Raw genomic sequence first — 26,171 nt, forward strand, 5'->3', positions numbered from 1 at the left:
ATGACTGGAGCGACCGTGGCGAAGAATTATTACGATATTACGCTGGCCCTGGCGGGCATCTGCCAGTCTGCGCACCTGGTGCAACAGCTTGCTCATCAGGGCCACTGCCCGGCTGAGCCGCTGAAAATTTCGTTGCAAAGCGTAGTGGATCTTAATCCCGCCTCTACGCTTGCTATTTATGGCAATGATGAAGCTAACCTGCGTTTTGGTCTGGAGTCACTGCTGGGCGTACTGAACAGCAGCAGCCGCCACGGGGCTGGCGCTGAACTGACCCGTTACACCCTCAGCATGATGGTACTGGAGCGCAAGCTCAGCGCCAACAAAAGCGCGCTGAATGAATTATCCCAACGTATCAGCCAGCTCGATCGCCAGCTGGCACATTATGACCTGGAATCTGAAACGCTGTTGAGTGCCATGGCCGCCATCTATGTGGATGTGATCAGCCCGCTTGGACCGCGTATCCAGGTAACCGGCTCGCCCGCTGTATTGCAGAATGCGCAGATCCAGAGCAAGGTTCGCGCTACGCTGTTAGCCGGTATCCGCTCTGCGGTGCTGTGGCAGCAGGTTGGCGGTGGCCGCCTGCAACTGATGTTTTCCCGCAATCGCCTCGCCAGTGAGGTGAAGCAAATGCTGTCCCGTATCCCTGAGTCTTCACTCTAATTTGTTAACCTCTCCAGGAGTTGCACTGATGGAATTATCCTCTCTGACCGCCGTCTCACCCGTTGATGGCCGCTATGGCGACAAAGTCAGCCCATTGCGTGGCATTTTCAGCGAATACGGCTTGCTGAAGTTCCGCGTTGAAGTGGAAGTTCGCTGGTTACAAAAACTGGCTGCCTGCGCAGAGATCAAGGAAGTTCCTGCATTTGATGCCGACGCAAACGCTTTCCTTGAGGCGATTGTCGCCAACTTCAATGAAGAAGATGCGGCCCGTATCAAAACCATTGAACGCACTACTAACCACGATGTGAAAGCGGTTGAGTACTTTCTGAAAGAGAAAGTTGAACCCAATGCCGCGCTGCATGCGGTATCTGAATTTATTCACTTCGCCTGTACCTCTGAAGATATCAACAACCTGTCACACGCGCTGATGCTGGAAACGGCCCGCCGCGAAGTGATCGTGCCTTACTGGACGAAGATCATCGCCGCAGTGAAAGATCTGGCCGTTCAGTACCGTGATATTCCGCTGCTTTCCCGCACTCATGGTCAGCCCGCAACACCCTCGACGCTGGGTAAAGAGATGGCTAACGTGGCCTATCGCTTTGAACGCCAGCTGCGTCAGCTGGAGCGCATCGAGATGCTGGGGAAAATCAACGGCGCGGTCGGCAACTACAATGCGCACATTGCCGCTTACCCGGAAGTGGACTGGCACCAGCTGAGCGAAAGCTTTGTGACCTCGCTGGGCATCACCTGGAACCCTTACACCACGCAGATCGAGCCGCATGACTACATCGCAGAGCTGTTTGACTGTATGGCGCGCTTCAACACTATCCTGATCGATTTCGATCGCGATGTCTGGGGCTATATCGCGCTGAACCATTTCAAACAGAAAACGATTGCGGGCGAAATTGGTTCTTCCACCATGCCGCATAAAGTTAACCCTATCGACTTCGAAAACTCAGAAGGTAACCTGGGACTGGCCAACGCGGTAATGCAGCATCTGGCGAGCAAACTGCCGGTTTCCCGCTGGCAGCGCGATCTGACCGACTCGACGGTTCTGCGTAACCTGGGCGTGGGTGTGGGCTATGCCCTGATTGCCTATCAGTCCACGCTGAAAGGCATCTCCAAGCTGGAAGTGAACCGTGACCGTTTGCTGGATGAGTTGGATCACAACTGGGAAGTGCTGGCCGAGCCTGTTCAGACCGTGATGCGTCGCTACGGCATCGAAAAGCCTTACGAGAAGCTGAAAGAGCTGACCAGGGGCAAACGTGTGGATGCCGCTGGCATGAAAGCCTTTATCGACAGCCTGGCGCTGCCTGAAGAAGAGAAAGATCGTCTGAAACTGATGACCCCGGCAAACTACATCGGCCGCGCGGTACAAATGGTTGATGATCTGAAGTAAATATTGTCATGCGGGCCGGCAGAAGTCGGCTCGCGTTAACCTGCTGTTTATCTGCTTTCACCTATACTTTGTCTCAACCTCTGCAAGACTTAACGCCACGATTCTGAAAGACAGAAAGGATAAATTATGCGTGTACTGGTTGTTGAAGATAATCAATTGCTTCGCCATCATCTCGCCGTGCAGCTACGCGACATGGGACATCAGGTTGATGCGGCAGAAGATGCCAGGGAAGCTGACTATTTTCTCAACGAACATACACCGGATATCACGCTGGTTGATCTGGGGCTGCCGGATGAAGATGGTATGTCACTGATCCGCCGCTGGCGTGGTCAGGATATAAAGCAACCTATTCTGGTGCTGACTGCCCGTGAAGGGTGGCAGGCCAAGGTTGAAGCGCTTGAAGCTGGTGCAGATGACTATGTCACCAAGCCGTTCCATATTGAAGAGGTGGTGGCACGCATGCAGGCGCTGATGCGCCGCAACAGCGGGCTGGCCTCGCAAATCATCTCCTTGCCGCCGTTCCAGATTGATCTTTCCCGCCGTGAACTCACTATCAACGAGCAGCAGATTAAACTGACCGCGTTTGAATACACCATCATTGAAACGCTGATCCGTAACGCGGGTAAAGTGGTCAGCAAAGACTCCCTGATGCTGCAACTCTATCCGGATGCTGAACTGCGGGAAAGCCATACCATTGACGTCCTGATGGGGCGCCTGCGTAAAAAAATGCAGGCAGAGCATCCGCAGGAGGTGATCACCACCGTTCGCGGTCAGGGCTACAGGTTCGACCTGTAATTTATGCCAGGTTTACGCCCTAAAACGCCCTTCTCACTCCGCGCCCGCTTTTTACTTGCTACGGCTGCCGTAGTGCTGATTATGTCGCTCTCCTACGGCATGGTTGCCGTGGTGGGTTATGTCGTCAGCTTTGATAAAAATACCTACCGGGTGATGCGGGGCGAAAGCAACCTGTTCTTTACCCTGGCACAATGGCAAAACAATACGTTAACCATCGCCAAACCCGAGAGGGTCTCGCTGAATTTCCCCACGCTGGTTTATATCTATAACGAACAGGGCCAACTACTGTGGCAACTGCGCGACGTGCCGGAAATTCGTAATAAAATTAAACGAGAATGGCTGAAGCACTCTGATTTTTATGAGATCGACACCTCCAACAGCACCAGTCGGCAGGCGTTAGGGAACAATCCGGAAGCGCAGAATAAACTCACCGCTTACGATGATGACAACAACGATACCTTTACCCACTCGGTGGCGGTAAATCGCTATGAAGCCACGCCTACCTTGCCCGCGCTGACGATTGTGGTGGTCGATACTATTCCGCAGGAATTGCAGCATTCGGATGTGGTCTGGTCCTGGTTCAGCTATGTGCTGCTGGTCAACCTGCTGCTGGTTATTCCGCTGCTGTGGCTGGCTGCACACTGGAGCCTGCGGCCAATTGGCGCGCTGGCGGCACAGGTCAGGGAACTGGAGAGCGGTGCGCGCGAGACGCTTGACCCGCATCCGCCGCAGGAGCTGCAGAGCCTGGTACGCAACCTGAATCTGCTGCTGGATAACGAACGGCAGCGCTATACCCGCTACCGCACCACACTGAGCGATTTAACCCACAGCCTGAAAACGCCGCTGGCCGTGCTGCAATCCACGTTACGTTCGCTGAGAGGCGGGAAAAACCTCTCTGTTGAACAGGCGGAGCCGATCATGCTTGAGCAAATCAGCCGCATCTCTCAGCAGACGGGATATTATCTGCACCGCGCCAGCATGCGTTCCGATCACAGCGTGCTGAAGCGGGAGCTGCACTCTGTTCCTGCCCTGCTCGACAGCCTCTGTTCGGCGCTGAATAAAGTTTATCAGCGTAAAGGGGTGGTGCTGACGCTGGATATCTCCCCGGAGCTGACCTTTGTTGGCGAACACAATGACCTGATGGAAGTGATGGGCAACGTGCTGGACAATGCCTGCAAGTATTGCCTGGAGTTTGTGGAAATCAGCGCCCGCCAGACCGAGGATGAACTGCATCTGATTGTGGAAGATGACGGGCCTGGGATCCCGGTCAGCAAACGGGACCTGATTTTTATTCGAGGTCAGCGAGCCGATACGCTACGGCCAGGCCAGGGGCTTGGGCTGGCGGTGGCCAGAGATATCCTGGAGCAGTACGCCGGAGATATTATCGCCACCACCAGCGCACTGGGCGGTGCGCGGATGGAGGTGATATTTAAACATCAGGAGGGGATCCACGCTGACGAATAGGGCCGGACGCCAGCTCCATGCCAAATGCATTACCCTCACTCCTCCCGGCACTGTTATAATTAAAGAAATTATGTCTCAGGAAACCTCATCATGGATTATCAGCTCGACCTCGACTGGCCCGACTTTATTCAGCGCTACTGGCAGAAACGTCCGGTAGTGCTCAAGCGCGGATTTAAAAATTTTGTTGATCCCATTTCGCCCGATGAACTCGCCGGTCTGGCAATGGAAAATGAAGTCGACAGCCGCCTGGTCAGCCATCAGGACGGGAAATGGCAGGTCAGCCACGGTCCGTTTGAGAGCTACGATCACCTGGGTGAAAACAACTGGTCATTGCTGGTGCAGGCGGTCGATCACTGGCATGAGCCTTCTGCTGCGCTGATGCGCCCGTTCAGCTTCCTGCCTGACTGGCGTACTGATGATTTAATGATCTCTTTCTCGGTGCCTGGCGGCGGCGTTGGCCCGCATTTAGATCAGTACGATGTGTTTATCATTCAGGGCACCGGCCGTCGTCGCTGGCGCGTGGGTGATAAAGTGCCAATGAAACAGCACTGCCCTCACCCGGATCTGCTACAGGTTGAAGCTTTTGATGCGATCATCGATGAAGAGATGGAGCCTGGCGATATTCTCTATATTCCGCCAGGATTCCCGCACGAAGGCTATTCGCTGGAGAGTGCCATCAACTATTCCGTTGGTTTCCGCGCGCCCAGCGGCCGTGAGCTGATCAGCGGTTTTGCCGATTTCGCCATTGCCCGGGAATTAGGCAGCTACCGCTTCAGCGACCCGGATGTTCCTTCACGCACGCATAAAGCGGAGATCCTGCCGCAGGAGCTGGAGGGCATACGCGCCATGATGATTGAGATGATCAATCAGCCGGAGCAGTTTAACCAGTGGTTTGGCGAATTTATCTCCCAGTCACGCCATGAACTGGATGTGGCGCCGCCGGAGCCGCCTTATCAGCCTGATGAGATCTACGACGCGCTGCAACAGGGCGATAAGCTTACCCGCCTGGGTGGCCTGCGCGTGCTGACGATTGGCCCAGCCGTTTTCGTTAACGGTGAACAGATGTCATCACCGCATCATGCTGCTTTGACGGCGCTGGCTAATCTGCACTCCCTGGGTGCGGACGATCTGGCGGAAGCGCTGGACGATCCTTCCTTCCTGGCGCAGCTTGCCGCGCTGGTGAACTGCGGATACTGGTATTTCAGCGACGAAGAGTAGTGCTGTGCCCGGCATATACAGGGCCGGGCAAAAGGTGAAAAGGCCGGTTTAACCGGCCTTTTTTGTGGCTAGCGTCTGGCTTTTTCAGCGGTCAGCGTCGCAATGCGCTTGATGACCATAACCGCTTTTTCCATATTATTCAGTGAAGCGAACTCATGCTTGCCGTGATAGTTATAGCCGCCGGTAAACAAATTCGGACAAGGCAACCCCATATAGGATAAGGCCGCGCCATCGGTGCCGCCGCGAATGGGCTTCACCTCGGGTTCGATATCGCATTCACGCATTGCCTGCAACGCAAGTTCAACAATATGCGGCTGCGCTTCCACCTTCTCCCGCATATTGAGATAGCTCTCTTCAATTTGGACCTCAATGGCACAGCCCGGCTGCAAACCTTCGCTGTGCGCGGCGGCCAGCGCCTCCAGCCTGCGTTTTCTGTCGGTAAAGCTGGCGAAGTCAAAATCACGGATAATGTAATGCAGCTCGGCTTTGTCCACGCTGCCCTTGATGTTGTGCAAATGGTAGAAGCCTTCGTAACCCTCGGTTTTTTCCGGCACCTCATTCTCCGGCATCGCCGCATGAAAGCGCACGGCCAGATCCAGCGCGTTGACCATCACCCCTTTCGCCGTGCCGGGATGGACGTTGTTTCCGGTAATTTTTACTGTGGCGGAAGCGGCGTTGAAGTTCTCATATTCGAACTCCCCCATTCCACCGCCATCCACGGTATAGGCCCACTCTGCGCCGAAGGCTGCCACGTCAAAGCAGCTGGTGCCTTTGCCTATCTCTTCGTCAGGGGTGAAGGCTATACGGATATCGCCATGGGGAGTGTTGTCCGCTTTCAGCTGCGCTACAGCCGTCATTATTTCGGCTATCCCTGCCTTATCATCCGCTCCCAGCAATGTCTTTCCATCGGTGGTAATCAATGTATGGCCTGTCAGGGTGTGCAGCACGGGGAACATCACCGGTGAGAGGCTCTCCTCACCCGCGCCCAGCGCGATATCGCCACCCCGGTAATTCTCCACAATCTGCGGATTGACATTTTTTGCGGTGAAATCGGGTGAAGTATCCATATGAGAGATAAAGCCGATGGTGGGTACCGGCCAGTCAACGTTCGAGGGCAGCGTTGCCATCACAATAGCGTGGTCGCTGAGGGTGATATCGCTCAGCCCCAATGTATGCAGCTCCTGCTGTAACTCTCGCGCCAGTCGCCATTGCCCTTCTGTACTGGGCACCTGACGAACATGGCTCTTAGACTGCGTATCCAGTGAGACATAGCGTAAGAAGCGGTCGAGTAAATTATTCATCTGCGTTCCTTCTGAGTCCGGATACCCAGTATGGTAAACCCGGCAGGTTGAAATATTGCGTCAGGTCATTACCGTGACTTGTTATCCGGTAGAGATGATGACATGAGTTAACTTTAGCGGCTTTTGGGATAGTGGATCAGGCTCTGAAAACGTACCGGCGATATGGTGTCGTTATAATAGCTGTGCGGACAGTCTGCCTGAAACCGCAGCCCTTCTCCGCTATGGAGGCGGTAAAGCTCCTCTTTTACCGTCAGCAGCAGTGAGCCTGACGTCACTAATACATGTTCGACCACGCCTGAATCGTGAGCAGAGGAGTCGCTGCGCGCGCCCGCCGCCAGTGCAATCTCCAGCATGTCAAAGCCCAGCTCGGCATCAAAGGGAAAGAGCGGCGTCACCTGCATGCTGGGATTCTGTTGCCAGGGATGCGCTGCCTTGCTGCTCTGTACCTGAGCGGTAGCGGGAGCCGCAGGATCAGAGAGAAAGAGTGAAAAAGGGATGTTAAAGCCCGTGGCAATTTTCCACAGCGTGGCGACCGTAGGGCTGGACTCGCCGCGCTCGATCTGACCAAGCATGGCTTTACTGACGCCCGTTTTTTCTGCGGCCTGCGTCAGACTCCATTCACGGGAGCTTCGCTGAGCTTTCAACACTGCACCAATATCGGGGATCATGACCTTCTCCTTTTATCTCAATGCAGTCTACCACTTGTACGTTATAACGCACAGTGGTAGCTTGTGCGTTATAACGTACATTCCCGGAGCCATTATGCGCCCACCGTTTTCCTTCCGACATCTGACTTTCCCCGCCCTGACGGCGGGCTTTGTGGCGGTGCTGGTGGGCTATACCAGCTCAGCCGCGATCATCTTTCAGGCGGCGCATGCGGCAGGCGCTTCTGAACTGCAAACCGGCGGCTGGCTCAGCATGTTAGGCATAGCGATGGGGCTGACCTCGTTGAGCCTGTCGTTGTATTATCGCGCGCCCATTCTCACTGCCTGGTCCACCCCTGGCGCAGCTTTGCTGGTAACCAGCCTGCCGGGCACACCTATAGCCGAGGCCATTGGCGTATTTATTTTCGCCTCGGGTCTGATTTTCCTTTGCGGGGTGACCGGGCTGTTTGCGCGTCTGATGCACTACATTCCTCAGGCGCTCTCCGCCGCGATGCTGGCAGGGATCCTGTTGCGATTTGGCCTGGATGCCTTTGGCGCACTACAACTTGATTTCCCTCTTGCTGGCAGCATGTGTCTGGCTTATCTGCTGACCAAACGCTATCTGCCCCGCTACGCGATTGTGCTGACGCTGATAACAGGATTACTGGTTGCTGGCGTGTGCGGAGAGATCCATTTTTCCCCGCAACCCGTCACCTTTACCCTGCCGCAATTTATCGCTCCGCATTTTACGCTTTCGACGCTGATGGGCATTGGTATTCCATTTTTTGTGGTAACGATGGCTTCGCAGAATGCGCCGGGGATAGCCACATTAAAGGCAGCAGGTTATCAGATACCGGTTTCGCCGCTGATGAGCTGGACAGGGTTTGTCTCGCTGCTGCTCTCTCCATTTGGCGGCTTTTCCGTCTGTATCGCCGCCATAACAGCGGCGATATGTATGGGATCGGAGGTCGATCCGGACCCGAAAAAACGTTACTGGGCGGCGGCTTGTGCAGGCTTTTTCTATCTGCTGGCGGGGATATTTGGTGGGGCCATCGGCCAGCTCTTCAGCGCCCTTCCGCCCGCGCTGATCCACACTATTGCGGGGCTTGCGCTGTTGGGCACGATTGCAGGCAGCCTGCAACGCGCCTTAGCCGGGGAGAAACAGCGGGAGGCGGCGGTGATAACGTTTCTGATCACCGCTTCAGGCGTGAGTTTACTTGGCGTGGGCGCAGCTTTCTGGGGACTGCTCGGCGGCGCGCTCGCGCACCTGATCTTGTCTCTGCCGTCAGGGAAAAAGAGTGACCCGACTTAAGAGCCAGAAAAGATTAGGCAAAACAGCACGATATCTAATCTCTTTTTATTGAGCTGAATCAGAGCGGGGTTATCCAGGCAACCCGCTCTGTAGATACCAGGGGAGCTTATCTGCCAATCTTCGCCAGCAGGTTATGCACGAACAAAGGAACCACTTCGCTGGCCAGACCATACTCTTTCTCTTCAAACTCACTGCCAGTCTGGCTGGGTTCAAGGTTCAGCTCCACAGTATGGGCGCCCTGCAGTTTCGCTTCGTGCACAAAGCCAGCCGCCGGATAAACGTGCCCGGAGGTACCGATGGAGATAAAATAGTCCGCTTCGCTTAGCGCGGCATAGATCTCATCCATTTGCAGCGGCATCTCGCCAAACCAGACCACATGCGGACGCAGCACTGAGGGAAACTGACAGCAGTGACAACGATCGTCCGGCTTCACGTCGTCGCTCCAGTGCAGGATCTGACCACTCGTCGCGCAACGAACCTTCAGCAGCTCGCCGTGCATATGGATTACATTACGGTTACCGGCCCGCTCATGCAGATTATCGATATTTTGCGTTACCAGCAGAAATCGATCGCCAAGCACCGCTTCCAGCTCGGCCAGCGCCTTATGCGCGGCGTTAGGGTGAATATCGGGCTGCTGCAGCTGTCGGCGGCGGGCATTATAAAACGCCTGCACTTTCTGCGGATCGCGCGCAAACCCTTCAGGCGTGGCGACATCCTCAACCTTATGCTCTTCCCACAGCCCATCCGCAGCCCGAAAGGTGCGTATACCCGATTCAGCGGAGATCCCCGCGCCTGTCAGCACCACGACACGCGGCAAAGGATGTTGGGCAATCTCTAAATTCCGGTCACGCTCAAAAATACGCTGACGAAAACGCTGATGCACCTGGCGTCGGGTCTTCTTGTAACGTGCCAGCCTAAGTCGGCGACGGGGTGTACGCAACATAATTCCTCTCTTCCTTAACGTGCAGGAATGCGGCACCGCGCATTCCTCCTGCGTCTCCGTGACGCGCTTTTGCAAATCTTGGCGGTTTAGCCACCGGCAGCAAATAGTGACTGACCCGATCGCTCAACCCTTGATAAAGCGCGTCGAAATTGGACAGTCCACCACCCAGAACCACCAGGTGAGGGTCTGCCAGCGTCAGCAAATTACCCAGACATACCGCTAACAGCTCCCGGTAACGCTCCGTATGGGCGATAGCCTGCGCATCCCCCTGATAATAGCGGGTGATAATCTCAGGTGCACTGAGAGCCTGCTGATAATGCAGCTGCCAGAGGCGGGAGAAGCCGGGGCCGGAGAGCCAGGAATCGATGCACCCTCTCTTACCACAACCACAAAGCGGCTGTTCTGTCTGCTGCCCCAGTACTTCGAGGGCATCTATCGGCAGGCGCATGTGGCCAAATTCGCCAACAACATAATTGCGCCCGGTCAGCGGTTTACCCTCTACAATCAGCCCACCGCCGACACCGGTACCGAGGATCAGTCCCATCACCACCGGATAAGCGCGGAACTCCTCATCCCAGGCCTCGGAGAGCGCAAAACAGTTGGCGTCGTTATCGATAAGTACCTGACGACCGGTTCTGGCGGTCAGGTCGGCTCCTAACGTCCGGCCTGTTGCAGCCGGGAGGTTAGCTGAGAAAAGAGTGCCATTATCCGGTACCGGAATACCCGGTACGCCGAGGCCGATACTGCCCCTTTCGCCACAAAACCGATCCGCCTCTTCCGTGAGCGAAACCAGCAGATCCAGCAGCGCCGGATAGTCGTTCTTTGGCGTGGCAACCCGCTTGCTCCAGAGCTGCTGACGCTGAAGATTGTAAATACCCAGCGCGATTTTGCTGCCGCCGACGTCGAAGCCGTAATACATGATGCTATTGTCCGCTAAGAACGCGAGCCGGGTCGATTCGGCTGGCGCGTCGGGCTGGATACCAGCTGGCAATCAGGCTGAGCACCAGCGAGGTGACAAGCACAATGACCACGTCCAGCCAGTGCACTTCCGAAGGCAGAAAATCGATAAAGTAGATATCGCCTGAAAGAAAATGGTAGCCCGTTAAGGTTTCAAGGCCGCGAATAATCGGCGTGAGATTAAATGCCGCCAGCACGCCGACCACCACGCCACTAACGCTGCCCACCAGCCCGGCCATCAGGCCGTACCAGACAAAGATAGCGCGGATCAGCCCATCCTTCGCGCCCAGCGTACGCAATACGGCGATATCACCACTCTTGTCCTTCACCGCCATCACCAGCGTGGAGACGATGTTAAAGCAGGCGACGCCAATCACCAGCACCATCGCCAGATACATGATGGCACGGATCATCTGGATATCGCGGTACATATAGCCATAGGTGCCGATCCAGCTGCGAATGTAGACATAAGAGTGCGTTACTTCGCCCGCATCCCTCACCAGTTTTTGCGCGGCAAAGGGGTTACTCATTTTCAGCGCGATACCCGTGACGTTGTCACCCATTGCCAGATAATTCTGCGCATCACCCAGGGGAACCAGCGCCAGACTGTGGTCCAGCATGCCGCTCAGCGCCAGGATGCCGCTTACCTGCAGCCGCACGCGTTTCGGTTGCAGCAGCTTATGCTCAGGATCGCTGTTGGGGATCATAATAGTCAGCCAGTCGCCCTGCTTGAGCTTCAGGCTGTCAGCCACCCCTTTTCCCAGGATGATCTGCTGTTTACCGGCGCTAAAGCTCTGCCAGGCATTGTTCTGCACGTAAGCTGGCAGAGCACTGAGCCTGGTTTCCTGCTGAGGATCCACCCCTTTAACCTGAATCGCCTGTAGCTTCGCGCCGCTCTCAATCAGGCCGGTGAAGTTGATATAAGGTGCCGCAGCGGCAATGCCTTTCACCTGTTCCACCTTCGGCAGTAATGCCTGCCAGCCGGTAAAAGGCTGATTAACCGGCTCGATTTCCCCATGGGGTACCACGGCAAGGATGCGATTGTTGAGTTCACGCTCAAAACCGTTCATGGCGCTCAGGCCGACAATCAGCACCGCCACGCCCAGCGCAATGCCCACGGTTGAAATCACCGAAATCAGTGAAACCATGCCGCTGCGGCGGCGCCCACGGCTGAAACGCAGGCCTAAAAGAAGGGAGAGATTGCCTGCCATTACGCCATCCCTGCCAGCGTCACATCGCCAGTGAGCTGTCCGTCACGCATCTCCATCTGACGGTTAAGACGCTTCGCCAGGTGCAGATCGTGGGTTACCACCAAAAATGCGGTGCCCTGACGCACGTTTAGTTCGCCCAGCAGGTCAAAAATGGCGTCTGCGTTGCGGGCATCCAAATTACCCGTCGGCTCATCGGCTAATACCAGGCGGGGATTGTTAACCAGTGCGCGGGCGATCGCCACACGCTGCCGCTCGCCGCCGGAAAGTTCTGAGGGACGATGTTTAGCTCGTTTATCCAGGCCTACCGCGCTTAGCATCTGCATCGCTTTTGCTTCAGCTTCTGCTTTGGCGACTTTGCCAATCAGCAGCGGCATCGCCACATTTTCCATCGCGCTGAAGTCCGGAAGCAGGTGGTGAAACTGGTAGATAAAGCCCAGTTCGCGGTTACGCAGCTCAGCTTTTGCTGCCGAGCTCATGCCGTTCAGAGATTTACCGTTGAATACCACGTCACCAGATGTTGGCGTATCCAGCCCGCCCAACAGATGCATCAGGGTACTTTTGCCGGAGCCGGAGCTGCCCACAATCGCCATCATCTCGCCCGGCGCTACGCTGAAAGAGACATCGCGCAGCACATCCGTCTGGACGCTGCCTTCCTGATAGCGTTTGCACAGGTTACTGCACTGCAACAAAATCGGGTTACTCATAACGTAAAGCCTCTGCGGGTTGAACGGCGGCCGCGCGCCAGGAAGGATAAAGCGTGGAAAGCAGCGCCACAACCATTGCGGTCACCACGATAGTTATCACCTGTGGAACTGAAATATCGACCGGCAGCGCCGCACCATCCAGGAAGGCGCCGATAAGCGGCATCAGGTTATTCAGTTGGCTGGCCAGCAACACGCCAAGCAGCGCGCCGACCAGGGAACCGACAATACCGGCGGTTGCACCCTGCACCATAAATACCATCACGATTTGTCGGCGGGTCAGGCCCTGAGTTTGCAGGATCGCCACTTCCCCCTGCTTTTCCATGATCAGCAGGCCAAGAGAAGTAATAATATTGAATGCCGCCACCGCCACGATCAGACTCAGCAGCAGCCCCATCATGTTTTTCTCCATGCGTACGGCCTGGAACAGTTCGCCTTTGCGCTCACGCCAGTCTTTCCACACCAGCCCGTCCGGCAGTTTCTGTTGGCTTAGCTTGTCTACCTGCAGAGGTTTATCGAGCCACAGACGCCAGCCGGTAATATTGCCTGCCGGATAGCGCATCAGGCGGGAAGCATCCTGCTGATTGACCAGAATCTGATAACCGTCCACTTCACTGTTTGCCGCAAAAGTACCGGCTACCGTGAACAGTCGCTGGCTTGGCAAGCGTCCCATTGGGGTGAACTGGCTGGCAGAAGGCACCATCAGGCGCAGCTGCTCGCCCCGCTTAACGCCAAGCTGGCTGGCAAGCTGTTCGCCAATAATAACGTTGTACTGCCCCGCTTGCAGGATGCTCTGCTTCACATTAACCAGATAGGGCGTCAACGGGTCCGGCTCATCCGGATTGATGCCCAGCATCACACCCACCCCCACGCTGCGCGCGCTTTGCAGCACCACGTCACCAGTGGTTAAAGGGGTGATTTTCTTCACGCCTGTAAGCGCCAGTGAACTGGCCGGGACCTGTTGAGGGTTGAAAGAGCCTTTTTGGCTGGCGATCAGCGCCTGAGGCATCAGACTCAGCGTGCTCTTTTCCAGCTCGTGCTCAAAACCATTCATCACCGACAGCACGGTGACCAGCGCCAGCACTCCGAGCGTGATGCCGATAGCAGAGAGCCAGGAAACAAACCGGCCGAAGCGGTCTGAAGCTCGTCCACGCATATAGCGCAGACCGATAAATAACGCGACAGGTTGATACATAGAATCCGTCTTCTGGCAAAGCGTTAGCAAAAAGTGATCGAAGATAATAAAGGACAGGCGGTCGTTATGGAACCTCTAAGCTGCTGACTCTGCTGCTTTGTTTTGTCAGCAAAGGCAACAAGCGCGTTTATCGCGCCGCCATCGTTTAAAAAACACCCTTTAATTGCTTAATTGTTGGACGCAAATCAGCATAGACTGAGATTAATCCCTCTTTGAAAGAGGGTGTACTGTTGGTGCCAGAGCGAGTAAGCGCAGGAGTGGTAAAAATGTCTAAATATCCCAAAGGCAGCATTGTCAGACATAAAACGGGCGACATTAAAGGAATGGTTGTCAATGTGTTCGAACAGGGTGATGGCGCGGCAGGGTATTACGTGAAATGGGACGATGGCAACCACAGTTATCACGGTGAAAAAGAGCTGATTTGGGCAAACATTGACCGCCCCAGAATGCACTACACCCAACAATCGCCGAAATAGAGGTATACTCCTGTTAGCTAAAGGGGAACAGCCGTTCCCTGCTCTCCATTTCGCGAAGAGACCGTCTGACTGATTATGCCTGAACACTATCGATACACCCTGCCCGTCAAAGCAGGTGACCAGCGCCAGTTAGGGCAACTGACCGGTGCCGCCTGCGCGGTAGAATGCGCCGAGATCGTTGAGCGCCATTCTGGCCCGGTGATGCTAATTGCCCCTGACATGCAAAACGCGCTCCGTCTGCATGATGAAATTAAACAGTTTACCGATGAGCCGGTGCTGAGTCTGGCCGACTGGGAAACGCTGCCCTTCGACAGCTTTTCTCCGCACCAGGATATCATCTCCTCCCGCCTTTCCACCCTCTATCAATTGCCGATGATGGAACGCGGCGTGCTGATTGTGCCGGTGAATACGCTGATGCAGCGTGTCTGCCCGCACAGTTTCCTGCATGGCCACGCGCTGGTGATGAAAAAAGGCCAGCGGCTCTCCCGCGACACGCTTCGCTCGCAGCTCGAACAGGCCGGTTATCGTCACGTTGATCAGGTGATGGAGCATGGTGAATACGCCACACGCGGCGCGCTGCTCGATCTCTATCCGATGGGCAGCGACCAGCCCTACCGCATCGACTTCTTTGATGATGAGATTGACAGCCTGCGGCTGTTTGACGTCGATACGCAGCGCACGCTGGAAGAGGTACCAGCCGTTAATCTGCTGCCCGCCCATGAGTTCCCGACCGATAAAACGGCCATTGAGCTATTCCGCACGCAGTGGCGGGAACATTTCGACGTCAGGCGCGAGTCCGAGCACATCTATCAGCAGGTGAGTAAAGGTACGCTGCCGACCGGTATCGAATACTGGCAGCCGCTCTTTTTTGAACAGCCGCTGCCTGCGCTGTTCAGCTATCTGCCAGACAACACCCTGTTGGTGAATACCGGCGAGCTGGAAAGCAGTGCCGATCGTTTCCTGCTGGACGTCACCTCGCGCTATGAAAGCCGCCGGGTTGATCCGATGCGTCCCCTTCTGCCGCCGGAAAAGTTGTGGTTACGCACCGACGAGCTGTTTAGCGAGCTGAAAAAATGGCCGCGCGTGCAGCTGAAAAGTGAAGCGCTGCCGGAGAAAGCGGCCAATACCAACCTCAATTATCAGACGCTGCCAGACCTGGCGGTGCAGGCTCAGGCCAAAGCGCCACTGGATGCACTGCGTCGTTTCCTGGAAGAGTTCGCGGGTCCGGTGGTATTTTCTGTCGAGAGTGAAGGCCGTCGTGAGGCGTTACAGGAGCTGTTGGCACGGATTAAAATTCTGCCCAAATCTGTTCATGCTCTCTCCGCCGCCGCGGTCGCCGGTCACTATCTGATGATTGGTGCCAGTGAAAAAGGGTTTGTGGATGGTCTGCGTCAGCGCGCGTTGATTTGTGAAGGTGACCTGCTGGGCGAGCGCGTCAGCCGTCGCCGCCAGGATAACCGCCGCACCATTAATCCTGATGTCCTGATCCGCAACCTGGCGGAACTGCATCCCGGCCAGCCGGTGGTGCACCTGGAGCATGGCGTGGGCCGCTACATGGGCCTGACCACATTAGAAACGGGGGGTATCACCGCCGAATATCTGATGCTGACCTATGCCGGTGACGCCAAACTCTATGTCCCGGTCTCTTCCCTGCATCTGATTAGCCGCTACGCAGGCGGCGCGGATGATAATGCGCCGCTGCATAAATTAGGCAGCGATGCCTGGTCACGCGCGCGCCAGAAAGCGGCTGAAAAAGTGCGTGACGTGGCAGCCGAACTGCTGGATATCTATGCCCAGCGCGAGGCGAAAGCCGGCTTCGCCTTTAAGCATGATAAAGAGCAGTACCAGCTTTTCTGCGAAAGTTTCCCGTTCGAAACCACTCCAGACCAGGCGCAGGCTATCAATGCAGTGCTGAGCGATATGTGCCAGCCGCTGGCGATGGACCGGCTGGTTTGTGGCGACGTGGGCTTCGGTAAAACTGAAGTGGCTATGCGTGCCGCGTTCCTGGCGGTGGAGAACAACAAGCAGGTGGCGGTGCTGGTGCCTACTACCCTGCTTGCTCAGCAGCATTATGACAATTTCCGCGACCGCTTCGCCAACTGGCCGGTACGCATTGAAATGATCTCCCGCTTCCGTACCGCAAAAGAGCAGTCGCAAATCCTTGAGCAGGCTCGCGAAGGCAAAATCGATATTCTTATCGGTACGCACAAGTTGCTGGGCACGGAGATTAAATGGCGTGATTTAGGCTTGTTGATTGTCGATGAAGAGCACCGCTTCGGCGTACGCCATAAGGAACGCATCAAAGCGATGCGCGCCGATGTGGATATCCTGACGCTGACCGCCACGCCAATCCCCCGTACGCTGAATATGGCGATGAGCGGCATGCGCGACCTGTCGATTATCGCCACGCCGCCGGCTCGCCGTCTGGCGGTAAAAACCTTTGTGCGTGAATACGATAATCTGGTGGTGCGCGAAGCTATCCTGCGTGAAGTTCTGCGCGGCGGCCAGGTTTACTACCTCTACAATGATGTGGAAAACATTGAGAAAGCGGCTCACCGCCTTTCTGAACTCATTCCTGAGGCGCGGGTCACCGTGGGTCACGGCCAGATGCGCGAACGCGAGCTGGAGCGGGTGATGAACGATTTCCACCATCAGCGCTTTAACGTACTGGTATGCACTACGATTATTGAAACCGGCATCGATATTCCCACAGCCAATACCATCATTATTGAGCGGGCAGACCACTTTGGTCTGGCGCAGCTTCATCAGTTACGTGGCCGCGTAGGTCGTTCGCATCATCAGGCCTATGCCTGGCTGCTGACGCCACATCCCAAAGCCATGACCACCGATGCCCATAAACGTCTGGAAGCGATCGCCTCTCTGGAAGATTTGGGCGCCGGATTTGCTCTGGCAACACACGATCTTGAGATCCGTGGCGCCGGTGAGCTGCTGGGTGAAGATCAGAGCGGACAGATGGAAACCATTGGCTTCTCGCTCTATATGGAGCTGCTGGAGAACGCGGTGGATGCGCTGAAAGAGGGACGCGAGCCTTCGCTGGAAGATCTGACCAACAGTCAGACCGATATCGAGCTGCGTATGCCTGCCCTGCTGCCCGATGACTTTATTCCTGACGTCAACACGCGGTTGTCGTTCTATAAGCGCATTGCCAGCGCTCAGGAAGAGGGTGAGCTGGACGACCTGAAGGTGGAGCTGATTGACCGCTTTGGCAATCTGCCAGATGCTGCACGCAACCTGCTGGACATTGCTGCCCTGCGTCTGGTGGCGAAGAAAATCGGTATTCGTCGCGTCGAGGCAAGCGATAAAGGCGGATTCATTGAGTTTGCCGAGAAGAATGCCGCGGACCCTGGCTGGCTGATTGGGTTGTTGCAGAAAGAGCCACAACACTGGCGCCTGGATGGGCCGACCAAAATCAAATTTATCCGGGATCTGGCAGAGCGGAAGGTACGGATGAAATGGGTGCGGGACTTTATGGCGCAGATTCTGGCGAACGCCGCCTGAGTTAGCACCCAGTAAAAAAGCGGCTTACGTCTAATGCTGGTCACTTAAGGTGACCGGCATTTTTTTATCAGGATATTTTCGGGTTCTAATCTGCAGTTCTCGCGGTTAACTTCACTCTCTGCGGCCCGGTAATATCAGCCATTTCGCCTTTTCATACTGCGTTCTCAACTCGCCGGGTACCGTTTTTGGCGAAGCCCCTTGTAAGGTCATCAAGGCACGATATCTCACTGATTGCCCCACTAAAGCTCAGCTGACACGACAGATAATCCCCTTTCAGATGCGTTGCCATCATCACCCCCTGATATCTCACCAGGTTATACGCCATCAGGATCCCCCACAGCTCCTGCCGAGCCAGTTCAGGCAGACGGCTGCGCAGGGTCCAGCGGCTGTCCAGCATTCCCTGTTTCACTTCGCGGTAACACTATACAGAAAAATTAAATCAGAAAGAAATGGTCAGATATTCCAGAATTAATACGACAGATTAAAACTAAAACTTTTATTGAATAGTTATAAAGAGATCTTCAATCCTTGTATGAAAGTTGTACAATGCAACTTTCGTTCAGAAGGAGTTGCGTATGGTAACAGTATTTAACCCGATAAAAAGAGGCGGATTAAGGCGTTTAACCTTAGGTGAGGTTCATCTTGCAACAGCAGTCTACGGATTCAGCATCCGATATAATGAAGTTTGGGTACACAGAGAAAGTTATCTCCCATTTAATCTACAAGCTGAAAATTACGCTATGACCCCTAATGGAGAGTTATATTTTCAGGAAGGCACTTATAAAGACGATTTCTCAATGGCTCTGATTGACTCACAACATTTATTTTTACACGAGATGATGCATGTCTACCAACATCAACGAGGTATGTGGGTAAGAACCAGAGGTGCATTTTCATGGGCTGTAGATTATCACTATACCTTAGATGAGGATAACCTTTCAGATTACCCGATGGAATAGCAAGCCTGTATCGTATCAGATTATAGGTTATTAATTCATTATGGATTTTATGGGCATAATAATCTTTATCGTCTGAAAAATTACAATCCATCGGAGCCTGTAAAGGAGCTTATGGCTAAATATCAGAGAATATTAAGAGGCTTCCCATCGTGAGAAGATTGGCATTTGCTGTAATTGTTGGTCTGGTTCTTTCTGCATGTCAGAGTGATGCTGACAGATTGGTATTTATTGAGACTGGCACAGTATTTACTAATAGTGATTCTCTTTGTATTGGTAAATCAGGTGAAGCTGACGCGTTGAACTACTACTATCTTGAGGAGATAGTGCAGGGGATAAATAAGCCATTACTTAACTCAGGGGATGTAATGTTGAAGCTTTATTTTCCTGACAATTGCTTCAAAATAAAACTTAAGCCCGGAAGTAAATACGGGATTTTATATATAATGAATGACATTAAGTATCGATATGAGTTTGATGTGAATAAAAATGGAACAATAGCCAAAACTAAAAAAAGGAGCTAAAGATATCATTGCCCGCATATCTATTTCTGTATGATGGAAATGGGATATTAATTAGCAACGCTAATAATGGAGCTGGAGAAATTGTTAGTGAGTTATTAGAAGGTCACCGGGGTGGTATTGAAATTATGAGTAGCCAGCATGGTATATATCAACCTGCTGATGGCGCAACGGGACGTTTGAGCGGTACTCGTCAACATCATTCCTACATATTACATAAACAGTTAGATAAAAACTCCCCATTGCTCAATGATGCTGTTTGTACTGGAAAAATATTCAAACAGGCAGTTATAAAATATTATGAAATATCGGAGGCTGGGGTTGAAACGGAGGTTTATCGAGTAACAATGGGAAGGGTTGTTATTACTTCTACAGACTTCTCCCATGCCTATGTGCAAGGCTCTCGTTCACCTAATATGCTTGAGGTTATTGCTCTGAGATACAATAGTATCGAGTGGTTCTATATTCCGGGGGTCATCAAATATGATGATGCCTGGCGGAGGGAACCGAAAGATGAAGAGAAACCAAAAGAGTATAAATAAAGAAGAGGGCCTGTACAGCTAATGCCGGTCACTTAAGGTGACCAGCATTGTTTTGCACGAATACCGATCTGTCAGCATTCACTCGTGGAGTGGCTCACGCGCGGTCATTCAGCACCAGCTGACCGTTGCTGTCTAACGGAATACGCGTACCGGGATCGTTGTCCATACGGATTTTGCCCTGTTCGTTACCAATTTTATAGGTAACGTCGTAGCCCATCATTTTTTCCTGCTTGTCGTAAACCGTTTTGCAGCGCTGCTCGGTCGTGGTGTAGGTATCTCGATCCTGCATTGCGCCCTGCACCTGGTTACCGCCATAGCCACCGGCGACGGCACCCGCCACCGTTGCCACATCGCGGCCACGACCGCCGCCAAACTGATGGCCCAGCACGCCACCGGCGACAGCACCCAGTACCGAACCGGCAATACGGTGTTCATCCTGTACGGCCCGGCGATGCGTCAGAGTGACGTTGCGACATTCCTTACGCGGGTTTTTGATGGTGTCTTTAATAGGCGTTGCCGATAGGACCTGCGCATACTGCGGGCTACGATCGAAAACATTCATGCCAGCAACAGTAGCCACACCCAGGGCTGCCGCCACGCCAATTCCAATACCCGCCAACATTGATTTATTCACAGGACATCCTCCTGAAACTGTTACCGCGCATTTTTGCCTCCTGCCTGCTCCCTGGCAGAGACAGTTACCCGACGTGCGCGACGCGCCGTGTAGTCTTGAGGTAAATTTTGCGCATCAGGACCAATTGTGACAATAAGAAAACAGGACGAAATGAGGCTCGCTTACTATAAGAGAAAGCTTTTAAGAGTGTTCCGAACGGCGGCTGAGGGCGCTTTAGAAGAAGAAAGGCTTATAGTAACGGCGTTACTATAAGCCCCGGACTGACTTACTGAGTGGTACTATTTGGCAAAAAGTGCGATCAGTGCAGTTTCAGGCGCGGGCGGATCACCCGGTTAATACTGCCTACCAGCATCATCAGGCCAGTTTTGAAGTAGCCATGCAGGGCGACCTGGTGCATGCGGTAGAGAGAAATATAGACGAAACGGGCAATGCGCCCTTCCACCATCATTGACCCTCGCATCAGGTTCCCCATCAGGCTGCCTACCGTACTGAAGCGGGAGAGCGACACCAGCGAACCATGATCTTTATAGACATAGTTCTTCAGCTCTTTGCCTTTCATCTGCGCCAGGATGTTATCCAGCACCAGCGAAGCCATCTGGTGAGCCGACTGCGCCCGTGGCGGCACAAAACCGCCTGATGGCAATGCGCAGGAAGCACAGTCGCCAATGGCATAAATATTCTCATCCAGCGTAGTCTGCAGCGTTGGCTTCACCACCAGCTGGTTGATGCGGTTAGTTTCCAGACCGCCAATCTCTTTCATAAAGTCCGGCGCTTTGATTCCGGCAGCCCAGACCATCAAATCCGCTTCAATAAATTCGCCAGATTTGGTGTTCAGGCCATGCTTATCTGCGCTGGTGACCATGGTCTGCGTCAGCACACGTACGCCCAGCTTGGTAAGCTCCTGATGAGCGGCAGTGGAGATGCGCGGCGGCAGCGCAGGCAAAATGCGCTCGCCAGCTTCCACCAGCGTCACGTTCAGCGCCTGGTTATCCAGCCCTTTATAGCCATAGCTGTGCAGCTGTTTTACCGCATTGTGCAACTCTGCGGAAAGCTCCACGCCCGTAGCGCCGCCGCCCACAATAGCGATATTTACTTTTTCCTCAACCGCTTCGCTGGAAGAGAATTTCAGGAACAGGTTCAGCATTTCATTATGGAAACGGCGCGCCTGATGCGGGTTATCAAGGAAGATAGCGTAGTCCTTAACGCCTGGCGTACCGAAGTCGTTGGAGGTACTGCCCAGCGCCATCACCAGCGTGTCGTAAGCCAGCTCGCGCTCCGGAACCAGCAGTTCGCCCTGGGCGTCACGGATTTCCGCCAGGTGCAGACGTTTGCTCTCGCGCTCAATGGTGGTCAGCGTGCCTAACTGGAACTGGAAGTGATGATTCCGGGCATGCGCCAGGTAGCTCAGTCCGTCAATGCCTTCATCCAGCGAGCCGGTGGCCACTTCATGCAGCAGCGGCTTCCACAGGTGACTGTGATTACGGTCCACCAGGATAATTTCCGCCTTTTTCTTACGCCCCAGTTTGTGACCCAGCTGAGTGGCAAGCTCCAGCCCACCGGCCCCCCCGCCGACAATAACAATTTTCTTGAGTGGTGTAGTCAATTGACCCCCTTAAAAATGTGAACCAATCGTTAACCAAAGGTTAAATTAATATCCTTAGTTAACATAGGGTTGGCGAGTTTATTCGCTATCTGAAGGCAGGATAGCACGGGCGTGAAGATGAGATCTCTTAAAATTGACGCAGGTCAATTTTATCCAGAGAAACTCAGATTAATACGAAGCAAAGTGCGGGGCCATCACCTGGTCACGGCCCCGGAAAAGGTCAACCGAGGGTTTTAAACGCCTTTATCCGTTGCAAATGAGGGGCGATGTTTTTGAATTTGTGGCTCTGCACTTCATCCCAGATAATCTCATAGAAATTATGCAGCTCTTCTGCTGAACGCTGGCTGTCGAGCGCTTCATCGCTACGTGAAAGGAGCACCAGACAGCGGTCACGGTTCTTTTCACGGAAATTGCTGACGCATTTGGTGGCGATGTCGATGTACTCTTCCGGGCGGTTAATTTTCCCCGCCATGTTCTCCTGCGGCCAGAGGTTCGGATTCACCATGACCTGGCGGATATCGCTCAGAAAACCGATTCGCTCGGCCCAAAAACCGCCTAACCCCACGCCGCAAATCAGTGGCCTCTCATCGTCACCGCTGCGCACTATTTTATCCGTCTCCTTTAACAAATACTGCATGTCATGTTTCGGATGCAGCGTGCTGTAACTGAGTAAACGAACGTCGGGGTCGATAAACTGCAGCTGAAGAACTTTTTCATGGTTCCCCGGGCTGGTGGAATCGAAGCCGTGAAGATAGATGATCATCGCCTTCCTCCTGAGTGGTCGTCAGCGGTTTTTCTGCTCCAGCCAGCGCGTTTGCAGCGTGGAGAGCGCCTGACTCGCCTCTTTCCAGCGAGGCGAAGCCAGCAGTTGCTGACGCGTAAATGTTCCCCGATGGTACAACCTGCTGACGCGCTCAGCATTGATCGGTGACAGATTATCCAGCACGCTGATCGCTCCTGCGCGATTATTGCAGACCAAAATCATGTCGCACCCTGCATCCAGAGAAGCTTGTCCACGTTCAGCATAGCTGCCCATAATCGCAGCGCCCTCCATCGAGAGGTCGTCTGAGAAGATCACGCCGTCGTATCCCAGCTCGCCACGCAGCACCGTTTGCAGCCAGTGTGAGGAGCCGCTGGCAGGACGCGGATCGATTTGAGTATAGATAACATGCGCAGGCATAATGGCATCCAGCGCCTGTTCTTCTATCAGCTGTTTGAAGATCTGCATATCGTGCTGGCGGATCTCCTGCTCGCTGCGGTGATCGCGCGGCGTCTCTTTGTGGGAATCTGCACTCACCGCACCGTGGCCGGGAAAATGTTTACCGGTCGTTTTCATGCCTGCGCTGTGCATGCCGCGAATAAACTGCCGGGCCATGTTGAGCGCAATAACCGGATCTTCATGGAAGCTACGTTCACCAATCGCCGCGCTGCCATGGCCAATATCCAGCACCGGCGCAAAGCTGATATCGATATCCAGCGCTATCATCTCCGACGCCATCAGCCAGCCCGCTTCCTGTGCCAGCTCAAGCGCTTTTTCTTCACCGTTCAGCCCGGCAAAAGCCTGCATGGCGGGAAGGCGTGTAAACCCTTCGCGGAAGCGCTGAACGCGCCCCCCTTCCTGATCGACGGCCACCACCAGCCGATGACGGGAAGCGGCCCGGATCTGGCGGACCAGTTCCGCAAGCTGCTGCGGGTCGTGATAATTGCGGCTGAACAGGATCAGCCCTCCCACCAGCGGATGCTGTAAAATTTCTCGCTCTTCTGCATCCAGCTCGTAGCCGAGCACGTCTAACATTACCGGTCCCACACTTCACCTCTTACTCTGATAACAGCCGCTGCCAGGCCTGTGCTGCCAGCGTGAAAAACGTCTCTTCCTGCGTCTGTTGCCAGCGCAGTTCATACCAGCTTGCCATCAACAGCTTCAGCCACGGCTGCCAGCGTTGCATCTGGCGGGCCAGCACCGCAGGGTCGAGCCGCTGAGCGGCGGCGTAAGCTGCCGTCAGCTGAGCCTGCTGCTGCCCATGTAATCCGTTACCCGCCACGATTGCCGCCAGCTCCAGCGCCACATCGCCATCACTGGCATACTCCCAGTCGATCAGCCGCAGCGTCTGGCTGCCGGTGATAGTGTCATTATCCGTCAGCGTTTCGTCGCCCTTACAGGCAGTTTCCCGCCCGCTCAGCTGCTGGCTGCTGATAACATTGCCCGCATGAATATCCATATGCAGCAGTGCCAGCCGTAGGGGTTTCGGTTCACCTTGCTGCTGCAATCGCCTCAGCGCGCGCAGCCAGCCACAGTGTCGCCTGGCCGGATGGCTTAGCAGCCAGTACTGCTCCAGCAGCCGCAGCAGAGAGAGGCGATACCCGCTCAGTGACTGGCTGTGCAACCGGGCTATCAATGGCACCAGCGCATCCAGCTGCTGCAGAAACTGTTGCGGGCTGAGCACCTCACCAGGCTGCCAGCCGAGCAGTAACCATCTGTCAGCGAAACCATAAACCGCTGGCCCCAGCCCGCTGCCAGACAGCTTACGAAGAATATGGTATTCACGGCGGCGATCAACACCAGGAATAACGTTTACTGGATGCTGATGGCGTGCCAGCAGCACTTTCTCGCCGATAACAACTTTGCCTGTCTGGCCAGTCAGGCCGCTGAGCGGAAAAAAAGAACCGGCGGACTTTGCCGCCGGAAACTGTTGGGTAATGACTCTGCCGAGCGCCGGATCAATGCTGTACGACACCGTTGCCTGACCAGATAATTTCCCCGGTTTGCACCAGCATCAGCTGCATCTGCAAGGCGGGAGATTTCACGTCACCCTGCGCGTTGCTGTAGAGCACATACTGCGCGCCAACGTAACGTGCCAGCCCGACAGCTTTGCTGCGCGAGCCCAGGCTGTCTTCAGCAGAGAGGCCCAGCGTTTGTTTGGCAGTGGTCAGCTGCTGCGGCGTGACCAGCGTAAACTGGGTATTATTCTCCAGTGCTGAATGCAGCGCCGCAGTAGCTTTAGAAGTCTGCAGGCTGCCGTTGGTGCTGTTTTTCATGCCATCTACCAGCAGAACGCTGCCTGGCGTAACGCCATCGGCCTTCAGCATTTGCGCAACCAGCGGCGTTACGCTGGCATCCCAGTTAATCGACTGGAACTTGGGTGGCTGGGGCACAGTTTCAACCGGCGGCGGCTGAACCGGCGGCGGCGCGGGCTGAGTCGGCTGAACGGGTTCAACTGGCGCGGGTTGCTGAGGCTGCTGCTGTTGGCTGATACAGCCACTCAGAACCAGTGCCAACAGCATCACGCCAGAGAGTTTAGTTATGTTCCTTTCCACGCAATAATCTCCTAAAGATACAGATAGAGCCTGACTTTACTCGCCGTCAGGTTACCCGTTTGCGATGATATTTCAACTTTACCGTCGGCGGCCACGGTGGCCGTGCGCGGACGCTCAAAGGGGGTGATTTCCAGGCCCTTATCATCATACCAGTAGAAGCGATAATGCACCGTTACCGGCGTGACCTGCTGGTTATAGAGAACAGAGGAAGCGCGCTGCTGCCCTTCATGCACAGACATCACCGGCTCATCGGTAGTGATCCCGGCGGAGAGCACGGAAGACTCCATCACCAGCGACTGTGAGGTATTGATAGTGGTGCGATCGCTGCTGCATCCGCTGAGGAGTGCCAGTAGCGTCAAGCCTGTGACCATTGCCCGCATCATAGAGTGTGTCCGCATCAGAAAGCGATTAGTTAGCCAGCATCGGCCCGAGAGGCCGGCCGCCAAGCAGATGCAGATGGATATGATAGACCTCCTGTCCGCCATGCGAATTGCAGTTCATGATCAGACGGTAGCCATCTTCAGCAATCCCTTCCTGTTTGGCAATTTTTGCCGCAATGGTGATCATGCGGCCCAGTGCCGCTTCATGACCGGGTACGGCATCATTGGCTGTGGGAATAAGAATATTTGGCACAACCAGAATGTGCGTAGGCGCTTTGGGGGAGATATCACGAAATGCTGTTACCAGCTCATCCTGATAGACGATGTCTGCCGGAATTTCGCGGCGGATAATTTTACTGAAAATCGTTTCTTCGACCATGAGCAAATCCCTGAACGATGAGGAGAGTTCAGGCAGTATGAGCGAG

26 protein-coding genes and 1 pseudogene are annotated in these 26,171 nt (G+C 54.5%); 11 read left to right on the forward strand and 16 right to left on the reverse strand.

Annotated elements, in window-relative coordinates:
- The first annotated feature begins 15 nt into the window (after window positions 1-15).
- The 5 genes from hflD to SD961_RS16645 all read left to right on the forward strand — a co-directional run bounded on the left by hflD (window position 16) and on the right by SD961_RS16645 (window position 5,536).
- Window positions 16-660 (forward strand): high frequency lysogenization protein HflD, encoded by a 645-nt coding sequence (gene hflD / locus SD961_RS16625; RefSeq protein ID WP_318791452.1) that lies wholly within the window; start codon window positions 16-18, stop codon window positions 658-660.
- Window positions 661-688: 28 nt separating this feature from the next.
- Window positions 689-2,059: an adenylosuccinate lyase gene (gene purB, locus SD961_RS16630; RefSeq protein WP_318791453.1), complete on the forward strand. Its 1,371-nt coding sequence runs from the start codon at window positions 689-691 to the stop codon at window positions 2,057-2,059.
- A gap of 126 nt (window positions 2,060-2,185) precedes the next feature.
- Window positions 2,186-2,854, forward strand: a complete 669-nt coding sequence (phoP, locus tag SD961_RS16635) for a two-component system response regulator PhoP (RefSeq protein ID WP_318791454.1) — start codon at window positions 2,186-2,188, stop codon at window positions 2,852-2,854.
- A gap of 3 nt (window positions 2,855-2,857) precedes the next feature.
- Window positions 2,858-4,318 (forward strand): two-component system sensor histidine kinase PhoQ, encoded by a 1,461-nt coding sequence (gene phoQ, locus SD961_RS16640; RefSeq protein ID WP_318791455.1) that lies wholly within the window; start codon window positions 2,858-2,860, stop codon window positions 4,316-4,318.
- 90 nt (window positions 4,319-4,408) lie between these two features.
- The gene (locus SD961_RS16645) at window positions 4,409-5,536 is read left to right on the forward strand and encodes a cupin domain-containing protein (protein WP_318791456.1); all 1,128 of its coding nucleotides are present in this window, start codon (window positions 4,409-4,411) and stop codon (window positions 5,534-5,536) included.
- Between the two features lie 68 nt (window positions 5,537-5,604).
- On the opposite strand, the gene pepT is transcribed toward SD961_RS16645, so the two are convergent.
- On the reverse strand, window positions 5,605-6,837 hold the full coding sequence (gene pepT, locus SD961_RS16650) for a peptidase T (RefSeq protein ID WP_318791457.1): 1,233 nt from the start codon (window positions 6,835-6,837) through the stop codon (window positions 5,605-5,607).
- A 113-nt stretch (window positions 6,838-6,950) separates the two neighbouring features.
- Complete coding sequence (locus SD961_RS16655) at window positions 6,951-7,505, reverse strand: XRE family transcriptional regulator (RefSeq protein ID WP_318791458.1); 555 nt, start codon at window positions 7,503-7,505, stop codon at window positions 6,951-6,953.
- Window positions 7,506-7,599: 94 nt separating this feature from the next.
- Here SD961_RS16655 and SD961_RS16660 point away from each other — a divergent pair, with 94 nt between their 5' ends.
- Window positions 7,600-8,793, forward strand: coding sequence for a benzoate/H(+) symporter BenE family transporter (locus SD961_RS16660; RefSeq protein ID WP_318791459.1), 1,194 nt, complete (start codon window positions 7,600-7,602; stop codon window positions 8,791-8,793).
- Between the two features lie 106 nt (window positions 8,794-8,899).
- Here SD961_RS16660 and cobB read toward each other — a convergent pair whose 3' ends face one another.
- Genes cobB through lolC form a run of 5 tightly spaced genes read right to left on the reverse strand, consistent with a single transcriptional unit; the run spans window position 8,900 to window position 13,800 of the window.
- Complete coding sequence (gene cobB / locus SD961_RS16665; protein ID WP_318791460.1) at window positions 8,900-9,736, reverse strand: Sir2 family NAD+-dependent deacetylase; 837 nt, start codon at window positions 9,734-9,736, stop codon at window positions 8,900-8,902.
- Entirely contained in the window at window positions 9,708-10,655 is a 948-nt protein-coding gene (gene nagK / locus SD961_RS16670; RefSeq protein WP_318791462.1) for an N-acetylglucosamine kinase, read from the reverse strand. The genes cobB and nagK overlap by 29 nt, the downstream gene beginning before the upstream one ends.
- Window positions 10,656-10,659: 4 nt before the next feature.
- Window positions 10,660-11,904: a lipoprotein-releasing ABC transporter permease subunit LolE gene (gene lolE / locus SD961_RS16675; protein ID WP_318791463.1), complete on the reverse strand. Its 1,245-nt coding sequence runs from the start codon at window positions 11,902-11,904 to the stop codon at window positions 10,660-10,662.
- On the reverse strand, window positions 11,904-12,608 hold the full coding sequence (gene lolD, locus SD961_RS16680) for a lipoprotein-releasing ABC transporter ATP-binding protein LolD (RefSeq protein ID WP_318791464.1): 705 nt from the start codon (window positions 12,606-12,608) through the stop codon (window positions 11,904-11,906). Before lolD ends, lolE begins: the two co-directional genes overlap by 1 nt.
- Window positions 12,601-13,800 carry a lipoprotein-releasing ABC transporter permease subunit LolC gene (lolC, locus tag SD961_RS16685; protein ID WP_318791465.1) on the reverse strand — a complete coding sequence of 400 codons (1,200 nt, stop codon included), beginning with the start codon at window positions 13,798-13,800 and terminating at the stop codon, window positions 12,601-12,603. Before lolC ends, lolD begins: the two co-directional genes overlap by 8 nt.
- 266 nt (window positions 13,801-14,066) lie before the next feature.
- Here lolC and SD961_RS16690 point away from each other — a divergent pair, with 266 nt between their 5' ends.
- Window positions 14,067-14,276 carry a hypothetical protein gene (locus tag SD961_RS16690; protein WP_306212221.1) on the forward strand — a complete coding sequence of 70 codons (210 nt, stop codon included), beginning with the start codon at window positions 14,067-14,069 and terminating at the stop codon, window positions 14,274-14,276.
- Window positions 14,277-14,351: 75 nt separating this feature from the next.
- On the forward strand, window positions 14,352-17,795 hold the full coding sequence (gene mfd / locus SD961_RS16695; protein WP_318791467.1) for a transcription-repair coupling factor: 3,444 nt from the start codon (window positions 14,352-14,354) through the stop codon (window positions 17,793-17,795).
- Window positions 17,796-18,029: 234 nt separating this feature from the next.
- On the opposite strand, the pseudogene SD961_RS16700 reads toward mfd, so the two are convergent.
- A pseudogene (locus tag SD961_RS16700) lies at window positions 18,030-18,213 on the reverse strand (IS4 family transposase); the annotation flags it as partial.
- A gap of 157 nt (window positions 18,214-18,370) precedes the next feature.
- Here SD961_RS16700 and SD961_RS16705 point away from each other — a divergent pair.
- The 3 genes from SD961_RS16705 to SD961_RS16715 all read left to right on the forward strand — a co-directional run bounded on the left by SD961_RS16705 (window position 18,371) and on the right by SD961_RS16715 (window position 19,814).
- The gene (locus SD961_RS16705) at window positions 18,371-18,754 is read left to right on the forward strand and encodes a hypothetical protein (protein ID WP_318791468.1); all 384 of its coding nucleotides are present in this window, start codon (window positions 18,371-18,373) and stop codon (window positions 18,752-18,754) included.
- 158 nt (window positions 18,755-18,912) lie between these two features.
- On the forward strand, window positions 18,913-19,275 hold the full coding sequence (locus SD961_RS16710; RefSeq protein ID WP_318791469.1) for a hypothetical protein: 363 nt from the start codon (window positions 18,913-18,915) through the stop codon (window positions 19,273-19,275).
- Between the two features lie 8 nt (window positions 19,276-19,283).
- Complete coding sequence (locus SD961_RS16715) at window positions 19,284-19,814, forward strand: Hcp family type VI secretion system effector (RefSeq protein WP_318791470.1); 531 nt, start codon at window positions 19,284-19,286, stop codon at window positions 19,812-19,814.
- A gap of 94 nt (window positions 19,815-19,908) precedes the next feature.
- Here the strand turns inward: SD961_RS16715 and SD961_RS16720 are convergent, their stop codons facing one another.
- The 8 genes from SD961_RS16720 to hinT form a co-directional block, all read right to left on the reverse strand.
- Window positions 19,909-20,448, reverse strand: a complete 540-nt coding sequence (locus tag SD961_RS16720; RefSeq protein WP_318791471.1) for a glycine zipper 2TM domain-containing protein — start codon at window positions 20,446-20,448, stop codon at window positions 19,909-19,911.
- 298 nt (window positions 20,449-20,746) lie between these two features.
- Window positions 20,747-22,051 (reverse strand): NAD(P)/FAD-dependent oxidoreductase, encoded by a 1,305-nt coding sequence (locus SD961_RS16725; RefSeq protein WP_318791472.1) that lies wholly within the window; start codon window positions 22,049-22,051, stop codon window positions 20,747-20,749.
- A gap of 220 nt (window positions 22,052-22,271) precedes the next feature.
- On the reverse strand, window positions 22,272-22,814 hold the full coding sequence (gene ycfP / locus SD961_RS16730; RefSeq protein WP_318791473.1) for an alpha/beta hydrolase YcfP: 543 nt from the start codon (window positions 22,812-22,814) through the stop codon (window positions 22,272-22,274).
- 21 nt (window positions 22,815-22,835) lie between these two features.
- A complete protein-coding gene (gene nagZ, locus SD961_RS16735; protein ID WP_318791474.1) occupies window positions 22,836-23,846 on the reverse strand; it encodes a beta-N-acetylhexosaminidase in 1,011 nt (336 codons plus the stop codon).
- A gap of 22 nt (window positions 23,847-23,868) precedes the next feature.
- Window positions 23,869-24,786 carry a phosphotransferase gene (locus SD961_RS16740; protein WP_318791475.1) on the reverse strand — a complete coding sequence of 306 codons (918 nt, stop codon included), beginning with the start codon at window positions 24,784-24,786 and terminating at the stop codon, window positions 23,869-23,871.
- Window positions 24,770-25,333 (reverse strand): penicillin-binding protein activator LpoB, encoded by a 564-nt coding sequence (gene lpoB, locus SD961_RS16745; RefSeq protein ID WP_412916696.1) that lies wholly within the window; start codon window positions 25,331-25,333, stop codon window positions 24,770-24,772. Before lpoB ends, SD961_RS16740 begins: the two co-directional genes overlap by 17 nt.
- Before the next feature lie 44 nt (window positions 25,334-25,377).
- Window positions 25,378-25,746 carry a YcfL family protein gene (locus tag SD961_RS16750; protein ID WP_318791500.1) on the reverse strand — a complete coding sequence of 123 codons (369 nt, stop codon included), beginning with the start codon at window positions 25,744-25,746 and terminating at the stop codon, window positions 25,378-25,380.
- A gap of 28 nt (window positions 25,747-25,774) precedes the next feature.
- Window positions 25,775-26,125: a purine nucleoside phosphoramidase gene (gene hinT, locus SD961_RS16755; protein WP_318791477.1), complete on the reverse strand. Its 351-nt coding sequence runs from the start codon at window positions 26,123-26,125 to the stop codon at window positions 25,775-25,777.
- Window positions 26,126-26,171: the final 46 nt, after the last annotated feature.

Origin of the sequence: Erwinia sp. MMLR14_017 (assembly GCF_033657285.1) — a bacterium.
In the GTDB taxonomy this organism is placed as follows: domain Bacteria; phylum Pseudomonadota; class Gammaproteobacteria; order Enterobacterales; family Enterobacteriaceae; genus Erwinia.